The organism is Streptomyces sp. B21-105, from assembly GCF_036898465.1.
GTDB lineage: Bacteria > Actinomycetota > Actinomycetes > Streptomycetales > Streptomycetaceae > Streptomyces.
Window position 1 is genome coordinate 6346686 of record NZ_JARUMJ010000001.1, and the last position, 21044, is coordinate 6367729.

Below are 21044 nucleotides of genomic sequence, written 5' to 3' on the forward strand. Positions count from 1 at the left end.
GGCTGATCATGGGAGTTCCGGCCGCTGTACCGAAAGAACCCCGGCGGATACGCGCCGCCGCCGTCGAAACCGTGGTGGCCTTCGACGCGGTGGACCGGCAGATCCTTGAGCTGCTCCAGACCGACGGCCGGATCAAGCTCAGCGAGCTGGGCCGCAGGGTGCGGCTGAGCCCCGCGGCCGTGACGGAGCGGGTGCGGCGGCTGGAGAGCGCGGGGGTGATCAGCGGCTACGGGGCGCAGGTCGTCCCGGCCCGGCTCGGTTACGGCATCCAGGCGTTCGTGCGGGTCGACCCGCACGGCGGGTACAACCTCAAGCATCCGCGGACGCTGGAGCTGATCGAGCGGCCCGAGATCGTCGAGGTGCACCACGTTGTGGGCGAGGACTGCTGGATCCTCAAGGCCGCGGTCCGGGACACCGTCCATCTGGAGGAGGTTCTCGAAGCCGTCTCCGCCCTTGGCCGTACGACGACGTCGATCGTGCTCACCTCGCCGGTGGTGCGCAAACCGCTCTTGCCCTGACGTCGGCGTCAAGGATTACGGTCGTGGACATGCGCATCGGAGAGCTGGCCGCGCGGGCCGGGACGACGACCCGGACGCTGCGGTACTACGAGTCGCGCGGGCTGCTGCCCGCGCGGCGCGGAGACAACGGGTACCGGACGTACGACGAGGGCGATCTGCGGCTGCTGCGGCAGATCAGGACGCTCCAGGACTTCGGGTTCGACCTGGAGGAGACCCGGCCCTTCGTGGAGTGTCTGCGGGCCGGGCACCCGCAGGGCGACTCGTGTCCGGCGTCGCTCGTGGTCTACCGCCGCAAGCTCGACGAGCTGGACGCGCTCATCGGCGAGCTGCGGGCGGTCCGCGAGACGGTCTCCGGACAGCTCGTGCGGGCCGAGCGGGCGCGGGACGAGCTGGCGGCCGAGGCGCTGGCTCCGGGGGGTCCGGAGCCGGGGTGCGAACTGGGAGGGCGAGGACTGTGATCAAGGCGGACGGCGTGACCGAGGTGACGGACGACGATTTCGGGGCGCAGGTGCTGGAGGCGGAACTGCCGGTGCTCGTGCAGTTCACGGCCGAGTGGTGCGGCCCCTGCCGGCAGCTCGGCCCGGTGCTGGGCAGCATCGCCGAGGAGGAGGGCGAGCGGCTGAAGGTCGTGCGGCTGGACGTGGACCGTAATCCGCGGACCGCGATCGCGTACCACGTGCTGTCGACGCCCACCCTGATGGTGTTCCGCGGCGGTGAGCCCGTGCGGTCGATGGTGGGGGCCCGGCCCAAGCGCCGGCTGCTGGAGGAGATCGCCGACGTGCTCTGACCCGACCTGACAGTTCCGCTGCCGCACACGGGTCCGCACACGGGTTCGCGCACGAAGAAATCCCCCGGGCAATTGTGCTCGGGGGATTTCTCGGCGTATATTGAGTGATTCGCGACTTCAATTGAATGAAGTCGTAATGCGGTTCACTGAAGGCATCATATCCGGGCGGGAGCTGAATTGTCAAACGCCGATTTCGAATTGCAGCGCGAGCAGGAATTCATCGACGATCTGTACGCGCGCGTGGACGCCCTGCGCGGCGACACCGAGGTCTCCGTCACCGACGCGCTCGCCCAGGGCCACGCCCCCCAGCAGGCCCGGCTCGAGCGGGACATCCTCGTCGCCGAGCGCTCGGGGCTGCTCGCCGCGCTGAACGCGGTCGACGGCTCGCTGTGCTTCGGCCGCATCGACCTCGCCTCCGGAGTCCACCACCACATCGGCCGTATCGGCCTGCGCGTCGGCGACGCCGAACGCACCCCGGTCCTGATCGACTGGCGGGCCGACGTCGCCCGCCCGTTCTACCTCGCCACCGGCCACACCCCGATGGGGCTGCGCAGGCGACGGCACCTCGCCGGCGAGGGCCGCCGGGTCACCGCCCTGCACGACGAGATCCTCGACATCGGCGACCCCACCCGCACCGGCCACGAGGACCCGACCGGCGACGCCGTCCTGCTCGCGGCGCTCGACTCGGCACGCACCGGCCGTATGCACGACATCGTGCAGACCATCCAGGCCGAGCAGGACGAGATCATCCGCGCCCCCCACCGAGGGGTGCTGGTGGTCGAGGGCGGTCCTGGCACCGGCAAGACCGCCGTCGCCCTGCACCGCGCCGCCTACCTCCTCTACGAGCACCGGCAGCTGCTCGCCAAACGGGCCGTCCTGATCGTCGGCCCCAACCCCGCCTTCCTCGGCTACATCGGCGAGGTGCTGCCCGCGCTCGGCGAGACGGGCGTGCTCCTCGCGACGGTCGGCGAGCTGTTCCCCGGTGTGCGGGCGACGGCCGCCGACACCCGCGAGGCGGCCGCGGTCAAGGGCCGTGCCGACATGGCGGACGTCCTCGCCGACGTCGTACGCGACTGGCAGGCGCTGCCCGACCCGGTCATCGCGATCGAGCACGACCGCGAGATCCTCCTGCTCGACGACGGTCTCGTGCGGGTGGCCCGCGAACGCACCCGGGCGGCCGGGCTGCCGCACAACGCGGCCCGCGAGCACTTCGAGGGCCACATCCTCAACACGCTCACCGACATGGTCGCCGAGCGCCTGGGCACCGACCCCTTCGACGGCACCAACCTCCTCGACCCGAGCGACGTCACCCAGATCCGCGACGAGCTCGCCGACAACCCCGAGGTGTGGGCCGCCGTCGACCAGCTGTGGCCGCGGCTGACCCCGCAGCGCCTCGTCGCGGACTTCCTCGCCGACCCCGTGGGCTACGTCTCCGACGACGACGCGGCCGTCATCCGCCGCCCGGTGACCCGCGCCTGGACGGTGGCCGACGTGCCGCTCCTCGACGAGGCCGCCGAACTGCTCGGCGAGGACGACCGGGTGACGCGGGCCCGGGCGGAACGCGAACGCGCGACACAGATCGCCTACGCGCAGGGCGTCCTGGACGTCTCGTACGCCTCCCGCACCTACGAGTTCGACGACAAGGAAGAGGAGGACTCCGAGGTCCTGTCCGCGCACGACATCATCGACGCCGAGCGGTTCGCCGAGCGGCACGAGGAGGACGACCACCGCAGCGCCGCCGAACGCGCGGCGGCCGACCGGACCTGGGCGTTCGGCCACATCATCGTCGACGAGGCGCAGGAGCTGTCGCCGATGGCGTGGCGGCTGCTCATGCGGCGCTGCCCCACCCGCTCGATGACACTGGTCGGCGACCCCGCGCAGACCGCCGAGGCGGCCGGCGTCGGATCGTGGGCGGACATCCTCAAGCCGTACGTGCAGGACCGCTGGGAGCACACCCGACTCGGCGTCAACTACCGCACCCCGGCCGAGATCATGGACGTCGCGGCGGCGGTCGTGCGTGCCGAGCACCCGGATTTCGCACCGCCGAGCTCCATCCGGTCCACCGGTGTGCGGCCGTGGGCGCGCGCGACCGACGACCTGCCGGACGCGGTGGCCGAGGCGGCCCGGGAGCTGACGCCCGCCGAGGGCCGGCTCGCGGTCATCGCCCCGCGTAGCCTGCACCGGCGGCTGGCGGCACGGCTGGACGGCGTCACGGCGGGCGCGGAACCCGACCTCACCCGGGGCGTCGTCCTGCTCGACCCCCGCCAGTCCAAGGGGCTCGAGTTCGACTCCGTCCTCGTGGTGGAGCCGTCCCGGTACGGCACCAGCGACCTGTACGTGGCGCTGACCCGCGCGACGCAACGGCTCGGCGTGCTGCACAGCCGCCCCCTGCCGAAGGCCCTGGCCGACGCGTTCGCGTCACCCGCGTCACCCGGGGCCGGCACGAAGTGACGGTTCGGGCCCGCGTCGCTCCCGGGCCCGGAGCCCGGGCCTGCGCCGGCATGGTGTGCGGGCGGCGGGAGAACCCGTCCGCACAGCCGCGCCGGCCCGCCGGGCGGCACGCGCGCGGGCCCGGACACGTGGGGTCCGGCTCAGGCGGGCCGTAGCCACACGGTCGCCAGCGGGGGCAGCGTCAGCCGGATGCTCGCCGGCCGGCCGTGCGCGCCCTGCGGCTCCGGCTTGACCGGGTCGGGGTGGCCGACGCCGCTGCCGCCGAACCGTTCGGCGTCGGTGTTGAGGACCTCGTGCCAGGCCGGGACGTCGGCCGGCACGCCCAGCCGGTAGTCCTGGCGGACGACGGGGGACAGGTTGGAGACGGACAGCAGCAAGGAGCCCTCGGCGTCGCGCCTCAGGAAGGCGAAGACGTTGTCCTCGGCCGCGTCCCCGACCACCCACTCGAAACCCGCCGGGTCGGTGTCCCGCTGCCAGAGGGCGGGGACCGCCCGGTAGACGGCGTTGAGGTCGCGGACCAGGTCCCGCACGCCCCGGTGGTCGGCCTCCGCCCCGTACCCCGGATCCAGCAGCCACCAGTCGGGCCCGTGCGCCTCGGACCACTCCGCCCCCTGCGCGAACTCCTGCCCCATGAAGAGGAGTTGCTTGCCGGGATGGGCCCACATGTACGCCAGGTACGCCCGCAGGCCGGCGCGCTGCCGCCACCAGTCGCCGGGCATCTTCGACACCAGCGACCGCTTGCCGTGCACGACCTCGTCGTGGGAGATCGGCAGCACGTAGTTCTCGCTGTACGCGTACACCATCGAGAACGTCATCTCGTGGTGGTGGTACCTGCGGTGCACCGGCTCGTGGCTCATGTACGTGAGCGAGTCGTGCATCCAGCCCATGTTCCACTTCAGCCCGAAACCGAGCCCCCCCAAGCCGCTGGGGCCGAAGTGGTGGGTGGCGCGGGTCACCCCGTCCCAGGCGGTGGACTCCTCGGCGATCGTCACGACGCCCGGGTTGCGGCGGTACACCGTCGCGTTCATCTCCTGGAGGAACGCCACCGCGTCCAGGTTCTCCCGGCCGCCGTGCTCGTTCGGCGTCCACTGGCCGGCCTCGCGCGAGTAGTCGAGGTAGAGCATCGAGGCGACGGCGTCCACCCGCAGGCCGTCGATGTGGAACTCCTCGCACCAGTACGTGGCGTTCGCCACCAGGAAGTTGCGCACCTCACGCCGGCCGAAGTCGAACTCCAGCGTCCCCCAGTCGGGGTGGGCGGCGCGCAACGGGTCGGCGTGCTCGTACAGCGGCCGCCCGTCGAACTCGGCGAGGGCCCACTCGTCGCGCGGGAAGTGCGCCGGCACCCAGTCCATCAGGACCCCGATGCCGGCCCGGTGCAGCGCGTCCACCAGGTACCTGAAGTCGTCCGGTGTGCCGAGCCGGGCGGTGGGCGCGTAGAAACCGGTGACCTGATAACCCCAGGACCCGCCGAAGGGATGCTCGGCGACCGGCATCAGCTCGACGTGCGTGAAGCCGAGGTCCTTCACATAGGCGGGCAGCTGCTCGGCGAGCTGGCGATACGTCAGTCCCGGTCGCCAGGACGCCAGATGAAGCTCGTACACGGAGAACGGGGCTTCGTGCACGGGTATCCCGGCCCGCCCGGCCAGCCACTCGGCGTCGCCCCACTCGTACCGCGAGGCGTCCACGACCGACGACGTGGCCGGCGGGACCTCGGTGCGCCGCGCCATCGGGTCGGCGCGCAGGGTGTGCGAGCCGTCCGGGCGGGTGATGTCGAACTTGTACAGCGCGCCCTCGCCGACCCCCGGCACGAACAGCTCCCACACCCCGGACGAGCCGAGGGACCGCATCGGACACCCGGTGGAGTCCCAGTAGTTGAACGTGCCCGCCAGCCGGACGCCGCGCGCGTTCGGGGCCCACACCGCGAAGCTTGTGCCGCTCACGCCCTGGTGGGTCCTCGGGTGCGCGCCGAGCACGGTCCACAGCTGCTCGTGCCGGCCCTCGCCGATCAGGTGCAGGTCCAGCTCACCCAGGGTGGGCCGGAAACGGTAGGAGTCCTCGGTCTCCACCATCGTGTCCTCGTACGTCACGAGGAGCCGGTAGTCCGGCGGGGCCCCGGTGAGCGGCAGCAGAGCGGAGAAGAACCCGTCGCCGTCGTCGTGGAGCCGGGCCCGCAGCTCACCGGACACCACCTCCACGGACCGCGCGTACGGGCGCAGCACCCGGAACACCACCCCGCCCGGCGCGGGGTGCGCGCCCAGCACCGAGTGCGGGTCGTGGTGCGTGCCCTCAAGCAGACGCGCACGGTCGGCGGCGTCCGGGGCACTTTGGAACTCCACGACCGCCTCCGGCGAGGGGGCGGCGTCCTGGGTGCTCCGGGATTCCGTGATCGTCCCGGGCGAGGGGTCTGCCTCCGGCAGGGGGGCCGGCCGCGCAGAGGGGGGTGCCTGCGACGGGGGGACTGTCCTCGGCAGGGGATGCTCCTCCGGCCGGGGGTCCGCCTCCGCTGAGGAGGCTGCCTGCGGCAGGGGGGCCGCCTGTGGTGAAGTGCCCGTCCCCGGTGAGCCGTCCGCTGTCGGGGAGCGGTGCGCCTCCGGGACGGAGGAGCCCGCCGGTGGTGCGGCGGGGGGCTTGCTGTTCTGCGTGGCGGCCTTCTCGACCTTCTTCGGGGTCACGTGCGGAGCCTCCTCAAGGCAGGTCGGGGGGTGCGGCGAGGCGTCGTATCGCGGACAGCGGCACGGGGAGCCAGTCCGGCCGGTGCCGGGCCTCGTAGACGACCTCGTAGATCGCCTTGTCCGTCTCGTACGCCCGCAGCAGCACGGGGTCGGTCCGCGGGTCGACGCCCGCCGCCTCGGCGTACCCCGAGCAGTAGGCCGCCCGGCAGGCGTGCGCCCAGCCCGGGGCCGGCGGGTCGGCGGAGTGGGCCGCGTAGTCGAAGGAGCGCAGCATGCCCGCCACGTCCCGCACGGCCGGCTGCGGCATCCGGCGCTCGCCCAGCGGTCTGGCCGGCTCGCCCTCGAAGTCGATCAGCGACCACTCGCCCGAGGCGGCGCGCAGGCACTGCCCGAGATGCAGGTCGCCGTGGACGCGCTGGGCGGTCCAGGTGCGGCCCTCGGCCGCGAGGTCGGCCAGCGCGGTGAAGGCGGTGCGCAGCGCGGGTGCGTACGGACGCAGCGCGGGCACCGCCTGCGCCGCCGCGTCGAGCCGCTCGATCATGCCGCGCACCGCCGGCCCCGTCTGCGCCTGCCCCAGCGTCGCCGTGGGCAGCGCCCGGGCCAGCGCCCCGTGCACCTCGGCCGTGGCCCGGCCCAGCGCCCGTGCCTCGGCGGCGAAGTCCTCGCCCTTGGCCAGTTCCCGCAGCGCCAGCTCCCAGCCGTCCGCCGCGCCCTGCACATACGGCTGGAGCACGGCCAGGACGTACGACTCGTCCTCGCTCCCGTCGCCGCCGAGGTCCGCGTGCATCCACGCGGTCGGCGCGGGCACCCGGGGGCAGCCCTCGCGGGCCAGCGCCAGCGGCAGCTCCAGGTCCGGGTTGACGCCGGGCACGACCCTGCGCAACAGCTTCAGGATGAACGTATCTCCGTAGACGACGGACGAATTCGACTGCTCGCCCGTCAGCCGGCGCGGGACCAGTCCCGACCGGATCTCCTGCTGCGGGTCGCGCTCGCAGTGCAGCGCGCCGATCCGCGTCCCGGTGCGCAGCGCCTCCAGCAGCAGCTCGGCCGGCCGGGTGTCGTACAGCGCGTCATAGGCGGTCCGCCCGGTCAGCGGCCCCTGGGTGACGTGCCCGATCAGCGCGGGGGCCAGCCGGGGCGGCAGGGCCTCGCGGACGCCGATCAGCAGCTGGTAGCAGTCGCCCGGGGCCGCGCCCTGCCGGGCACGCACCAGCAGGTGGTACAGGCCCAGCCTGGATCCGGCGGGCAGCAGTTCGGTTGCCGCCACCAGCGAGAACCCGGTGACCGGACGCCCCTTGCCGGCGAACCAGCGCTGCCGGGGCAGCCACTCGCGCAGCAGGGGGTCCAGTGACGCGAGGAGGCCGGGGCTCGTCTTGCCGGAGAGTGTGACAGTTTCCGCCATTACGTCACATTCCTTTCCCCGGGGGGTCGGGGTGTTACTGATGCGTGCCCCGGGCGGGACAGGGGAAACCGCCCCGCCGACGGGGTTCTGGGCCGGGTGCCGGCGCCTCAGACCACGTCCCTGCGGAGCCGGAACCAGTAGAAGCCGTGGCCGGCGAGGGTGAGCAGGTAGGGGAGTTCGCCGACGGGCGGGAAGCGGACTGTGCCGAAGAGTTCGACGGGGTAGCGGCCGTGGAAGCGGCTGAGGTCGAGTTCGGTGGGTTGGGCGAAGCGGGAGAAGTTGTGGACGCACAGGACGAGGTCGTCGTCGTGTTCGCGCAGGAAGGCGAGGACGGCGGGGTTGGAGGAGGGGAGTTCGGTGTAGGTGCCGAGGCCGAAGGCGGGGTTCTGTTTGCGGATCTCGATCATGCGGCGGGTCCAGTGCAGGAGCGAGGAGGGCGACGACATGGACGCCTCGACGTTGGTGACCTGGTAGCCGTAGACGGGGTCCATGATGGTGGGCAGGGAGAGGCGGCCGGGGTCGCAGGAGGAGAAGCCGGCGTTGCGGTCGGGTGTCCACTGCATGGGGGTGCGGACGGCGTCGCGGTCGCCGAGCCAGATGTTGTCGCCCATGCCGATCTCGTCGCCGTAGTAGAGGATCGGGGAGCCGGGCAGGGAGAGCAGGAGTGCGGTGAAGAGCTCGATCTGGTTGCGGTCGTTGTCGAGGAGGGGTGCGAGGCGGCGGCGGATGCCGATGTTGGCGCGCATACGCGGGTCTTTGGCGTATTCGGCGTACATGTAGTCGCGTTCTTCGTCGGTGACCATTTCGAGGGTGAGCTCGTCGTGGTTGCGCAGGAAGATGCCCCATTGGCAGGTGGCGGGGATGGCGGGGGTCTTGGCGAGGATCTCGGAGACGGGGTGGCGTGATTCGCGGCGGACGGCCATGAAGATGCGGGGCATGACGGGGAAGTGGAATGCCATGTGGCATTCGTCGCCGCCGGAGGTGTAGTCGCCGAAGTAGTCGACGACGTCCTCGGGCCATTGGTTGGCCTCGGCCAGGATCACGGTGTCGGGGTAGTGCGCGTCGACCTCTTTGCGGACCCGCTTCAGGAACTCGTGCGTGGCCGGCAGGTTCTCGCAGTTGGTGCCCTCCTCGGCGTAGAGGTAGGGCACGGCGTCCAGGCGGAACCCGTCGATGCCCAGGTCCAGCCAGAACCTGAGCGCGGAGATCATCTCCTCCTGCACGGCCGGGTTCTCGTAGTTGAGATCCGGTTGGTGGGAGAAGAAGCGGTGGAAGAAGTACTGCTTGCGGACGGGGTCGAAGGTCCAGTTGGAGACTTCGGTGTCGACGAAGATGATGCGGGCGTCGGCGTACTGTTTGTCGTCGTCGGCCCACATGTAGTAGTCGCCGTAGGGTCCGTCGGGGTTGTTCCGGGATTCCTGGAACCACGGGTGCTGGTCGCTGGTGTGGTTCATGACGAAGTCGATGATGACGCGCATGCCGCGTTGGTGGGCGGCGTCGACGAATTCGACGAAGTCGGCGAGGTCGCCGAATTCGGGAAGGACGGCGGTGTAGTCGGAGACGTCGTATCCGCCGTCACGCAGGGGTGATTTGAAGAAGGGCGGGAGCCAGAGGCAGTCGACTCCGAGCCATTGCAGGTAGTCGAGTTTCGCGGTGATGCCTTTGAGGTCGCCGATGCCGTCGCCGTTGCTGTCCTGGAAGGAGCGGACGAGGACCTCGTAGAACACGGCGCGTTTGAACCACTCGGGATCGCGGTCCTTTGCGGGCGTGTCCTCGAAGGTGTCCGGAACGGGCTCGTTGACGATCATGATGTGGGTGACCCTCCGCTCTGCGGGTAGGACGGTCGCAGGACGGTGAACACGTGCGCGGGCCGGGTGCCCGGTTCGAGGCGCACGTAGTTGGTCCTGCCCCAGTGGTAGGTCTCGCCGGTGAGCTCGTCGCGCACCGGCACCGACTCGTGCCAGTCCAGGCCGAGTTGCGGCATGTCCAACGAGACCGTGGCCTCCTGGGTGTGGTGGGGGTCGAGGTTGACGACCACCAGAACCGTGTTCGATCCGCTGCTGTCCGAGCTGGTCTTCGAGTAGGCGATCACCGCTTCCTTGTCGGTGTGGTGAAAGTGCAGGTTGCGCAGTCGGTGGAGGGCGGGGTTGGCGCGTCGGATGGTGTTGAGGCGGGTGATGAGGGGGGCGATGGTGCGGCCCTCGCGTTCGGCTGCCTCCCAGTCGCGGGAGGTGAGCTGGTACTTCTCGGAGTCGAGGTATTCCTCGCCGCCCTCGCGCAGGGGGGTGTTCTCGCAGAGTTCGTAGCCGCTGTACACGCCCCAGGTGGGGGAGAGGGTGGCGGCCAGGACGGCGCGGGCCTCGAAGGCGGGCCGGCCGCCGTGCTGGAGGTGGGCGGGCAGGATGTCGGGGGTGTTGGCGAAGAAGTTGGGCCGCATGTACGAGGCGGCCTGCCCCGACAGCTCGGTGAGGTACTCGGTCAGCTCGTCCTTGGTGGTACGCCAGGTGAAGTACGTGTAGGACTGCTGGAAGCCGATCTGGGCGAGGGCGTGCATCATCGCGGGCCGGGTGAACGCCTCGGCCAGGAAGATCACGTCGGGGTCGGCGCCGTTGATCTCGGCGATGACGCGTTCCCAGAACACCACGGGTTTGGTGTGGGGGTTGTCGACGCGGAAGATCCGCACGCCGTGGCCCATCCAGTGCCGCAGCACCCGCACGGTCTCGGCGATCAGGCCCTTCATGTCGGCGTCGAAGGCGACGGGGTAGATGTCCTGGTACTTCTTCGGCGGGTTCTCGGCGTGGGCGATGGTGCCGTCGGGGCGGTGGTGGAACCACTCGGGGTGCTTGTCGACCCAGGGGTGGTCGGGGGAGCACTGCAGGGCGAAGTCGAGGGCGATCTCCAGGCCGAGCGCGCGGGCCTGCCCGACGAACCGGGCGAAGTCCTCCAGGGTGCCCAGTGCGGGGTGGACGGCGTCGTGGCCGCCTTCGGGGGAGCCGATCGCCCAGGGCACGCCGACGTCGTCGGGGCGTGCGTCGAGGGTGTTGTTGCGGCCTTTGCGGAAGGTGGCGCCGATGGGGTGGACGGGGGGGAGGTAGACGACGTCGAAGCCCATCGCGGCGATCGCTGGGAGCCGGCGGGCGGCGGTGCGGAACGTGCCGTGGGGCTGCTCGGGGGTGCCCTCGGAACGGGGGAAGAACTCGTACCAGGCCCCGTACAGGGCGCGTTCGCGTTCCACCAGCAGCGGCAGCGGCTCCGCTGCGGTCACCAGCTCCCGCAGCGGAAACCGCGCCAGCACCTCGTCCACCTCCGGCGTCAACGCCGCCGCCAGCCGGGCCACGGGGGGACGGCTCTCGTCGCGCAGGGCGTCGACGGCGATCAGCACCGCCTTGCGCTCCGGGCCGCTCGGCACACCGTCCGCCGCCCGCTCGTACAGACGGGCGCCCTCCTCGAGGACCGACTCCGTGTCCATCCCGGCGGGCACCTTCACACCGGCGTGGTGCCGCCACGTGGAGACCGGGTCCCCCCAGGCCTCCACGGTGTACGTCCAGCGGCCGGTCGCGTCCGGGGTGACGTCCGCGCCCCAGCGGTCGGTGCCGGGGGCGAGTTCGCGCATCGGCGTCCAGGGCCCGGGGACGCCGTCCGGATTCCGCAGGACGACGTTGGCGGCGACGGCGTCGTGCCCTTCGCGGAACACGGTCGCCGAGACCTCGAACGTCTCGCCGACGACCGCCTTCGCGGGCCGTCGTCCCTGCTGGACCATCGGAAGGACGTCGAGGACGGGGATGCGCCCGACGGCGGTGGCCGCGCCGGCCTCGCCCCGTGGGGCGGCGGCGTGCGTGCGACCGGGGGGCATTGCGGGCTCGGTGGGCTCGGCCGGCTTGGCGCTCTTCGCCGGCTTCGCGCTCCCGGCGCCCTTGGAGCGCTTCGCGTTCTTCGGTTCCTTGGCGTCGGTACGGCCCTTGGCGTCGGTACGGCCCTTGGCGTCGCTACGGCCCTTGGCGTCCACAGGGTCCCTGACGTCCTTGGGGGTCTTCTTGGGGGGTGTTGACGGGTGGTGCCTGGCTGGCATGACCGCTCCTGTCCGCATCAAGGGGGGTAGGCGGATGGATGTGGTGGGAGGTGGGTCCTGCGGGGGAGTACCGGAGGAGCCTTCCACCCTGTGCGGGTGAACAATCCGGCCCTTTGTTAACTCCTCACGCCGATATCCGACTCGGCGCGCCACGGCCTTGCCGGGCACACCACTGGCACCCTCTCGCGCGGAGCGAAGCCCCACAAGGTGGCCCAGCGGAGTGAAAGCGGGATTTTCGGCCCTTCGGCGCAGGGCTCCGGCCAGCCCCCGGCAAGGCCGACGCCGACGCCGGTACCGTCGTGACAGACGTGGACGCACACTGCCGTGCGCCCATCACGCGAACGCGCAACACCGAGGTGGAAAGTCAACCACCTGGCCCTGAAGGGCCAGGCTTGCAGGCAGAGTGAGAGCTGATGTCCCACTGTGGTTCCCTGCGTCCGGTACCGCTAGGCGGTACTGGGGCGGTTGACTGCGCCCCGCTGCCACACAGCATCGGCCCGGTGGGCGATATTGCGGGAGCCGTTGTGGTCCGCATGCAGCACGGTCCCGCAGGACCGGCATACGAACCGTGCTTGATCCACTCGGTTGGTCCGGTGGGTGTGCCAGCACTCCGAGCACTGACGGGAGGTGTTGCGCGGGTCGACGTGGACCACGGGCACACCAGCCCGCTTGGCCTTGTACTCGACAAAGGAGCCGAGTTGGGCGAACGCCCAGGAGGAAAGCCGTGCCCGCTGGTCCTTCTTGGCCGTAACCCTCTGCCGGATACCGGTCAGGTCTTCCAGACCGATACCCCGCGAGGTGCGTTCAGCGGTGGTCACGAGCTTCTTGGCGATGATGTGGTTGCGCTGGGTGGCGTACCGGGCCTCCTTGCGCCGCTGGCGCTTGAGGACGCGGGCCGCGCTCTTGGTGCGCTTCTTCTGCAGCTTCGAGCGCAGGTCACGCTTGCGCTGCCGGTACCGGTTGACCTGACGGCCGGACATGATCCGCCCGTCGCTGGTGGTGGCGATGTTGACGATCCCGAGGTCTACGCCGAGGAAGCCGGTCGGCTCCGACACGGCCGGTTCGGGAATGTCGATGGTGGCGATGAGGAAGAACATGCCGTCCCGCATCACCAGGTCCGACTCCCCCTTGCGGGAGGCCAGGAGCTTCATCGCCTCGGGCGAGCACACGAACGGAACGCCCTTGAGCCGCCCGGCCACCGTCCAGATCGACACGGTCCGATCGTCCAGGTTCCAGGTCAGAATCCGGTCGTCGTACGGCTGCGCCGAGGTCTCACGGAAGCCGATCGGCTTCGACTCCACCTTGTTCCGCCGCTTCGAACCTTCCGGTCCGTAGTTCCCGGCCCGCAGGTTCGCCTTGAGTGTGGCGTAGGCATCACACACCTTCTTGACCGTGCGCACGGCGGCCTGCGCCCCGAGATCGAAGTCAGCCTTGATCCGGTGGTACACGGCATCCTGCAACACGTTCCGGCGTTGGAGGTCCTTCGCGAACGCCACCTCGGACGCCGCGTTCGCGGCCCGGTTACAGGCACGCAGGGTCGCCGCCAGTGCATCCGCGTCATGCGCGGACGCAGGCAACAATTTCACCTGCGCGACAATCTTCACGCAGAACAACCTAGTAGGGCCGATCATCGGAGGTCAACTTGCCGTCGAAGCACGGTCTTTCGCACTCGCGGCGAAATCCCGCCCGTTGCCCTGCTCCGCAGGAGCTTCGATTCTCCCCCGCAAGCGGAAGTACCCCCACCCCGACCTGAAGGACGGGGCATCCTCGAAGGAGATCAAGTGAAGGCGATCCGTCGATTCACCGTCCGACCCCTCCTCCCCGAACCTCTCCGGCCGCTCAGCGACCTGGCCCGCAATCTGCGCTGGTCCTGGCACGCGGAGACCCGCGACCTCTTCCGGTCCGTCGACCCCGAGCGCTGGGCCCGCTCGGACCGTGACCCGGTGAGACTCCTCGGCGGCGTGCCCCCGGCCCGCCTCCTCGAACTCGCCGAGGACCGCCGCTTCCTGCGCCGGCTCGCCGCCGCCGCAGGCGACCTGCACGACTACCTGAGCGGCGACCGCTGGTACCAGGCGCAGCCCTCCTCCGCCGGACTCCCCGCCGCCGTCGCCTACTTCTCGCCCGAGTTCGGCATCACGGCCGCGCTGCCCCAGTACTCCGGCGGCCTCGGCATCCTCGCCGGCGACCACCTGAAGGCGGCCAGCGACCTGGGCGTGCCGCTGATCGGCGTGGGCCTGCTCTACCGGCACGGCTACTTCCGGCAGACCCTCTCGCGGGACGGCTGGCAGCAGGAGCACTACCCCGTCCTGGACCCCAACGAGCTGCCGGTGACCCTCCTGAAGGAGGAGGACGGCACGCCGGCCCGGATCTCCCTGGCCCTCCCCGCGGGCAGGCAGCTGCACGCCCGTGTCTGGCTGGCGCAGGTCGGCCGGGTCCCGCTGCTCATGCTCGACTCCGACGTCGAGGAGAACGACCTCGGCGAGCGCGGGGTGACCGACCGGCTCTACGGCGGCGGCAGCGAACACCGGCTGCTGCAGGAGATGCTGCTCGGCATAGGAGGTGTCCGGGCGGTGCGCACGTACTGCCGGCTGACCGGTCACGCCGAGCCCGAGGTCTTCCACACCAACGAGGGTCACGCCGGTTTCCTCGGCCTGGAGCGCATCGCCGAACTCGGCGACACGGGACTGGACTTCGACGCGGCGCTGGAGGCCGTCCGGGCCGGGACCGTCTTCACCACGCACACGCCCGTCCCGGCCGGCATCGACCGCTTCGACCGGGAGCTGGTCGCCCGCCACTTCGGCCCCGAAGCCGAGCTGCCCCGCATGGACGTCGACCGCATCCTGCGGCTGGGCATGGAGACCTACCCCGGCGGCGAGCCGAACCTGTTCAACATGGCCGTCATGGGACTGCGGCTGGCGCAGCGCGCGAACGGGGTCTCGCTGCTGCACGGCCAGGTCAGCCGCACGATGTTCGCCGGCCTGTGGCCCGGCTTCGACCCCGAGGAGGTGCCGATCACCTCCGTCACCAACGGCGTGCACGCCCCGACCTGGGTCGCCCCGGAGGTGCTGCGCCTCGGCGCCCGGCAGATCGGCGCCGAGCGCGCCGAGGACGCCCTGAGCGTCGGCGGCTCCGACCGCTGGGACTCCGTCGCCGACATCCCCGACCAGGACATCTGGGAGCTGCGCCGCGAACTGCGCGAGCAGCTGGTGCTGGAGGCGCGGCGGCGACTGCTCGCCTCGTGGCGTCAACGAGGTGCGGCGAGCGCCGAGTTGGGATGGATCGACGGCGTTCTGGACCCCGACGTCCTCACCATCGGCTTCGCGCGCCGGGTCCCGTCGTACAAGCGTCTGACGCTGATGCTGCGGGACCGGGACCGGCTCATGAAGCTGCTGCTGCACCCGGAGCGGCCGATCCAGATCGTCGTCGCGGGCAAGGCGCATCCGGCGGACGACGGCGGCAAACGCCTGGTACAGGAACTCGTCCGGTTCACCGACGACCCTCGGGTCCGGCACCGCATCGTCTTCCTGCCCGACTACGGCATGGCCATGGCGCAGAAGCTGTACCCCGGCTGCGACATCTGGCTGAACAACCCGCTTCGCCCCCTGGAGGCCTGCGGCACGTCGGGCATGAAGGCCGCGCTCAACGGCTGCCTCAACCTGTCCGTCCTGGACGGCTGGTGGGACGAGTGGTTCCAGCCCGACTTCGGGTGGGCCATCCCCACCGCGGACGGCGCCGGAACCGACCCCGACCGCCGGGACGACATCGAGGCGACGGCCCTCTACGACCTCCTGGAACAGCGCATCACACCGCGTTTCTACGAGCGCGGGCGGGCCGGCCTGCCCGACCGCTGGATCGAGATGGTCCGCCAGACCCTCACCCTGCTCGGCCCGAAGGTGCTGGCGGGACGCATGGTCCGCGAGTACGTGGAGCGGCTCTACACCCCGGCCGCCCACGCGCACCGGACGATGCTCCCCGCCGCGGCGCGTGAACTCTCCGGCTGGAAGCAGCGGGTGCGTGCGGCCTGGCACGCCGTGGCGGTCGACCACGTGGAGACGTCGGCGGCCACGGTCTCGGCCGAACTGGGCACGACCCTCGCCCTGCGGGTGCGGGTGCGCCTCGGCGACCTCACTCCCGACGACGTCGAGGTGCAGGCGGTCTCGGGCCGCGTCGATGAGGAGGACCGCATCACGGACGCGGCCACGGTCCCGCTGAAACCGGCGGGCGGCCCGGACCTCGAGGGCAGGTGGGTGTACGAGGGCCCGCTGTCGCTGGACCGCACGGGCCCCTTCGGGTACACGGTCCGCATCCTCCCGGCCCACCGCCTGCTGGCGTCCGGCGCCGAACTGGGGCTGCTGGAAGCGCCGTCCGAGGAAGCGGCCGAAGAAGCGGGCGTCCTGCTGCGCTGACCCGGTGAGCGCGGCCCGCCCCCGACGCCCGCACCGCCGCCCGCCCGCCGCACCCGGTGGGCGGGCGGCGGTGCGTGCGGTGCCGTGCCGTGCCGTACCCCAGGCTGGGCCGGTGCGATCCGCCCTCCGTACGGGGCGACGGAAATCTCTGGCCGGGTCACCGGCACGACGGCTATGCTCCCCGCGATGACTACTCCTTCTGTCGACAGATCGGGGGACCCGTCCGCGCAAGGTGAGTGCTGATGACGACTCACTTCGCGAACGAGGATTCCCCGCTTTCCTTCTGGCCGCGCGTGCGCGAGTTCGCCGTGCCGGCCTCCATGATCGAGACCGCGACCGCGCGCCGCCGTGCCGGCGACTGGGCGGGGGCCTGCGCCGCGGCGGGCGTCGACGTCGATCTCGACCTGCGGACCCTGGCGGGCAGCCATGGCCGGGAGTTCGTCTCCCGGCTCCGCTGCGACCTGCGGCACCTGGCTCCCGACCTGCTGCGCTGGCATCTGCCGAGAATCGCCCCCCACGGGCTGCTGCGACCCGGTCTGACCATCGCCCTCGCGCGGTACGACGGCGCGGGGCGCGGCGGGCGTCCGGTGCATCTGGTGGTGCGGACGCCGCCGTCCTGGGCGGACGCGGGCCAGCGGATCAGCCTGACGCTGTGGGAGGGATTTCGCGCAGACGGCCACGGCGCCGGCCCGGGGCATCCGCACCCACACCCCCACCCCAGCCGACGGTTCCGTCTCGACCTGCACCGGCATCTGTGGGACGCGCGCCGCACGGACGAGCTGCGGACGCGGTCCGGGGCGACGGTCACGGTGGCGCGGACGCCGGGTGAACCCGAGGACGACGAGCGGGCGCCGCGCCTCACGTTGCCGCCGGGCGCGGTGCCCGACGGCCGTACCGCCGCCGTCGACCGGTGGCCCGCCGAGGCGGACATCCTGCTCCGGGCGCAGGGATGCTCCGGCGGCGCCGTCCTGGTGCGGCTCGGCGGACGGCACCGGCTGATCCTGGAGACCGACGGGGACGACGGCGGCGGGCCGCCCGCCCTGCGCGTCGCGCCCGTCGGCGGAGGGACCGGCGCCGCCCCGGGAACCGGTCCGGCGCTGCCAGTGCTGCCCGACGCCGCCGCCTGGGTGCCGCCCGACCTCGAGCTGCTGCGCGCCGACGCGATCGACGCCGACCGGCTCCACCCGCTGGTCGCCGCCGCGCTGGTCCCGGAGCGACGGCCGACCTACCGTGCCGAGGCAGCCGACCGGCCGGGACAGCCGCGTTTCGTTGAGTGCCGGGGAGCCCGTCACCGGATCGGCCTGGTGGATGGGGTGCTGGTCCCGTTGGACCACGACCCGGCCGAACTCCGGCGGGAGGAACTCCTGGTCGCGCTGAGCGGAACCCCGTTGCCGTGCCTGCGGGCCGTCGACGAGGCCCACCGCCGCCCGGACTGCCTCACCGGCGTCCGTGAACGCCTCGTCCACGGCGACATCGCCGGCGCGCTGGCCGTCGTCGAAGGGCTGCTCGGCCCCGAGGCGCTGCTGCGCGACGGCGCGCTGCGGGACGAACTCGAGGCGGCCGCCGAACGGCGGATCACCTACGGGCTGTTCCGGGCCGGCCTGACCGGGCGCGCGCCGGGCCGCCTCCCACCGCGCAAGCCCCGTCCGGCCGGCCTGCGCTCCCGTCCCCGCCACGTGACCGGCCGCTGAACCGCATCCACTGAACCGCATCCACACCACCTCGCAAGGCCGCCACGGCCCCTGACGATCCCGCACGGCCCTTCTGCCCTTCCCCCGCGAACCCAAAGGTGATCACCCATGCCCACATGCGCCCCGCTCACCCTCGTCGACGCCCCCACCGACGCACCGTCCCGACCGGACAGCACCTCGCCGTCGGACGTCCTGAACCCGCCCGACACCCCGGCCGCCCCGGCCGCCCGACTCGACGTCGCCGCAGACCTCCTGGCCCTGCTGCGCGACTTCACCACCGAACCGCGCCCCGACACCCAGCTCGAGGCCCTGACCCTCGCCGTGGCGGCCGACCTGCCCGTGCTGCTGTGGGGCGAGCCCGGCATCGGCAAGACCGCCGCGCTGACCCAGCTGGCCGCCGCTCTCGAACTTCCGCTGACCACCGTGATCGCCAGCGTGCACGAGCCGTCCGACTTCTCGGGGCTGCCGGTCCTCGGGGACGACCCCGAGACGCAGGGCGTCCCGATGGCCCCGCCGGACTGGGCGGTACGGCTGGTGCGGGCCGGCCGCGGGCTGCTGTTCCTCGACGAGCTGTCCACCGCCCCGCCCGCTGTGCAGGCCGCGCTGCTGCGGCTGGTGCTCGAGCGGCGGATCGGCGCGCTGCGACTGCCGCCGGGCGTACGGATCGTGGCCGCGGCCAACCCGCGGTCCTCGGCGGCCGACGGCTGGGAGCTGAGCCCGCCGCTGGCCAACCGCTTCGTCCACCTGCAGTGGACCCATGACCACGAGGTCGTCGTCCGCGGTCTCGGCGGGACCTGGCCCCGGGCGACCCTCCCCCGGCTCGACCCGGCGAAGCTGCCCGAGGCCGTGGACCTCGCGCGCCGCGCGGTGTGCGGCCTGCTGGCCGCGCGCCCCACGCTCGTGCACCGGCTGCCCAGCGGCGAGACCCGCCGCGGCGGCGCCTGGCCGTCGCCGCGCAGCTGGGAGATGGCCCTGAGCCTGATCGCCTTCGCGACGGCGGCGGGCTCCTCCCGGGACGTGCTCTCCCTCCTGGTCCGGGGCGCGGTCGGCGACGGGCCGGGGCTGGAACTGCTGGCCGGCCTGGACCGGATGGACCTGCCGGATCCCGAGGACCTGCTCGCCGATCCGGCCGGCGCCGAGCTGCCCCAGCGGGGCGATCTGCGTCAGGCGGCGTTGGACGCGGTGGTGGCGGCGGTCAGGTCCCGTCCGGACCGGTCCCGCTGGGACGCGGCGTGGGCGCTGCTGGTGAGGGCGGTCGAGACCGGAGCCCCCGACCTGGTCGTGGTCCCCGCGACCACCCTCGCCGCGCTGCGCCAGGACGACTGGGACGTGCCCCCGTCGATCGAGAGCCTCGCCGGCGCGGTGGCCCTCTCCCGGCGGGCGGACCGGGCGGCGGCCCGCACGAAGCAACGGGAAGCCGACACGGCGAAGGCGACCCGATGAGCACGACGGGTTCGGCGGGCGGGGGGTCCGGCTTGTCGGCGGACGGCTTGCCTGCGGACGGCCTGCCGGGATCAGCGGGTCCCGTGCCGGGCGTATCGGCGGCCGGGCGGCCGGGTCCGGCGGGTGGGGGGTCCGGTGTGCCGGTGAACGCCGGGGGTTCGGCCGGCGCGGGACCGGGTGTGCCGGCGGGGGCGGGGGCGGCGAGTCCGGCGGCCATGGCGGCCGGCGTGCCGTTGTCCGCGCGGGGCGCGGCCGACGCGGCGGCCGGCCCGCCGTTGGACATGGACAAACTGCTCGCGGCCCGGTTGTACGCGGCCCGGGCCCGCCCCTACCTGGCGACGGCCCTGTTCGCGCTGCACATCGTGGAGTCGCGGCAGGTGCCGACGATGGGCGTGGACCGGCACTGGCGTTGCTACGTCTCGCCGGGGTTCGTCGAGCGGATGCCGGTGGAGGATCTGGCAGGCGTGTGGGTGCACGAGGTGTCGCACCTGTTGCGCGACCATCACGGCCGCAGCGACCGCCTCGCGAGGCAACGCGGTCTGACCGGGCCGGGGGACCGGCTGCGGATGAACATCGCCGCGGACTGCGAGATCAACGACGACGCGTACGGGGACGGACTGGTCGAGCCTGCCGGGGCCGTGACACCGGGCTCACTGGGACTGGATCCGGGCGAGCTGATGGAGGACTACCTGCGTCAGTTCCGGCTCGGGCCGCGCACCCAGCGCCTGTCCTGGCTGGACTGCGGCAGCGGCGCGGACGGACGGGAACGGGAGTGGGAACTGGGCCCCGACGGCGCGGACGGCCTCAGCGAGCAGCAACGGGACGCCGTCCGGTTCCGGGTGGCGCAAGGCATCAACGGGCGGCCGGGGTCGGCGCCGAAACAGTGGAAGAGGTGGGCGGAAGAGGCCTTCCACCCGCCGCAGCCCTGGCGGGAACTGCTGGGCGCGGCGGTCCGCTCGGCGGCCTCGGGTCCGGGTGTCGGCGAGGACTACACCTACGGCCGTCCCGCGCGTCGCTCGGCCTGCCTGCCCGGGGTCGTCCTGCCGAGCCTGCGGCACCGGCCGCCCCGGGTGTGCGTCGTCATCGACACGTCCGGTTCGGTCAGCGACGCCGAACTGGGCAGCGCGCTCCTGGAGGTCGCTGCCATCTCCCATGCCGTGGGCGGCCGGCGTGACCTGGTCTCCGTGGTGCCGTGCGACGCGTCGGCGGGGATGGTGCACACCCTGTGCCGCGCCGAGGGCATCCCCCTGATGGGCGGCGGCGGCACGGACCTGCGCACCGGCTTCGCCAAGGCCCTGCGGGCCAGTCCCCGCCCCGACGCGATCGTCGTCCTCACCGACGGTCAGACCCCCTGGCCCGAAACCCGCCCGTCCTGCCGCACGGTGATCGGCCTCTTCCCCCGAGGCCGCACCCGCTACCGCGAGACGAACCCCGACTACGTCCCCGACACCCCGCCCGCCTGGGCCCGGGTGGTGGAGATCGGGACGGCGGGCGGCGGAGGGTGAAGGCCGGGGTGCCCGCTCAACTGGCTTGCGAACATCCCTCGTTGGATGCGTCGGAGTGTCTGAGTGCTGACCCTTCGCGGCAAATGCGGCGTGATCATGT

General features: G+C 72.3%; 13 protein-coding genes. 8 read left to right on the top strand and 5 right to left on the bottom strand.

Going from position 1 to position 21044, the window contains the following annotated elements:
* Positions 1 to 8: 8 nt before the first annotated feature.
* From QA802_RS28810 to QA802_RS28825, 4 genes are all read left to right on the top strand, one after another.
* A complete protein-coding gene (locus QA802_RS28810; protein ID WP_334528505.1) occupies positions 9 to 518 on the top strand; it encodes an Lrp/AsnC family transcriptional regulator in 510 nt (169 codons plus the stop codon).
* A 29-nt stretch (positions 519 to 547) separates the two neighbouring features.
* Positions 548 to 976 carry a MerR family transcriptional regulator gene (locus QA802_RS28815; protein ID WP_334528508.1) on the top strand — a complete coding sequence of 143 codons (429 nt, stop codon included), beginning with the start codon at positions 548 to 550 and terminating at the stop codon, positions 974 to 976.
* Positions 973 to 1305, top strand: coding sequence for a thioredoxin (trxA, locus tag QA802_RS28820; RefSeq protein ID WP_334528510.1), 333 nt, complete (start codon positions 973 to 975; stop codon positions 1303 to 1305). The genes QA802_RS28815 and trxA overlap by 4 nt, the downstream gene beginning before the upstream one ends.
* A gap of 198 nt (positions 1306 to 1503) precedes the next feature.
* Complete coding sequence (locus QA802_RS28825; RefSeq protein WP_334534961.1) at positions 1504 to 3756, top strand: HelD family protein; 2253 nt, start codon at positions 1504 to 1506, stop codon at positions 3754 to 3756.
* Positions 3757 to 3896: 140 nt separating this feature from the next.
* Here the strand turns inward: QA802_RS28825 and glgB are convergent, their stop codons facing one another.
* From glgB to QA802_RS28850, 5 genes are all read right to left on the bottom strand, one after another.
* Entirely contained in the window at positions 3897 to 6092 is a 2196-nt protein-coding gene (gene glgB, locus QA802_RS28830; protein WP_334528512.1) for a 1,4-alpha-glucan branching enzyme, read from the bottom strand.
* A gap of 349 nt (positions 6093 to 6441) precedes the next feature.
* Entirely contained in the window at positions 6442 to 7830 is a 1389-nt protein-coding gene (locus tag QA802_RS28835) for a maltokinase N-terminal cap-like domain-containing protein (RefSeq protein WP_334528514.1), read from the bottom strand.
* Positions 7831 to 7937: 107 nt separating this feature from the next.
* Positions 7938 to 9638 (bottom strand): maltose alpha-D-glucosyltransferase, encoded by a 1701-nt coding sequence (treS, locus tag QA802_RS28840; protein ID WP_334528516.1) that lies wholly within the window; start codon positions 9636 to 9638, stop codon positions 7938 to 7940.
* Positions 9635 to 11683, bottom strand: coding sequence for an alpha-1,4-glucan--maltose-1-phosphate maltosyltransferase (locus QA802_RS28845; RefSeq protein ID WP_334534963.1), 2049 nt, complete (start codon positions 11681 to 11683; stop codon positions 9635 to 9637). The genes treS and QA802_RS28845 overlap by 4 nt, the downstream gene beginning before the upstream one ends.
* Positions 11684 to 12345: 662 nt before the next feature.
* Positions 12346 to 13503, bottom strand: coding sequence for an RNA-guided endonuclease InsQ/TnpB family protein (locus QA802_RS28850; RefSeq protein WP_334528519.1), 1158 nt, complete (start codon positions 13501 to 13503; stop codon positions 12346 to 12348).
* A gap of 177 nt (positions 13504 to 13680) precedes the next feature.
* On the opposite strand from QA802_RS28850, the gene QA802_RS28855 reads away from it, so the two are divergent.
* The 4 genes from QA802_RS28855 (at position 13681) to QA802_RS28870 (ending at position 20944) form a co-directional block, all read left to right on the top strand.
* Positions 13681 to 16305, top strand: a complete 2625-nt coding sequence (locus QA802_RS28855) for a glycosyltransferase family 1 protein (protein WP_334528522.1) — start codon at positions 13681 to 13683, stop codon at positions 16303 to 16305.
* Between the two features lie 242 nt (positions 16306 to 16547).
* Positions 16548 to 17996 (top strand): hypothetical protein, encoded by a 1449-nt coding sequence (locus tag QA802_RS28860; protein ID WP_334528524.1) that lies wholly within the window; start codon positions 16548 to 16550, stop codon positions 17994 to 17996.
* Positions 17997 to 18104: 108 nt separating this feature from the next.
* Positions 18105 to 19439: an AAA family ATPase gene (locus tag QA802_RS28865; RefSeq protein ID WP_334528527.1), complete on the top strand. Its 1335-nt coding sequence runs from the start codon at positions 18105 to 18107 to the stop codon at positions 19437 to 19439.
* Between the two features lie 215 nt (positions 19440 to 19654).
* Positions 19655 to 20944 carry a vWA domain-containing protein gene (locus QA802_RS28870; RefSeq protein ID WP_334534965.1) on the top strand — a complete coding sequence of 430 codons (1290 nt, stop codon included), beginning with the start codon at positions 19655 to 19657 and terminating at the stop codon, positions 20942 to 20944.
* Positions 20945 to 21044: the final 100 nt, after the last annotated feature.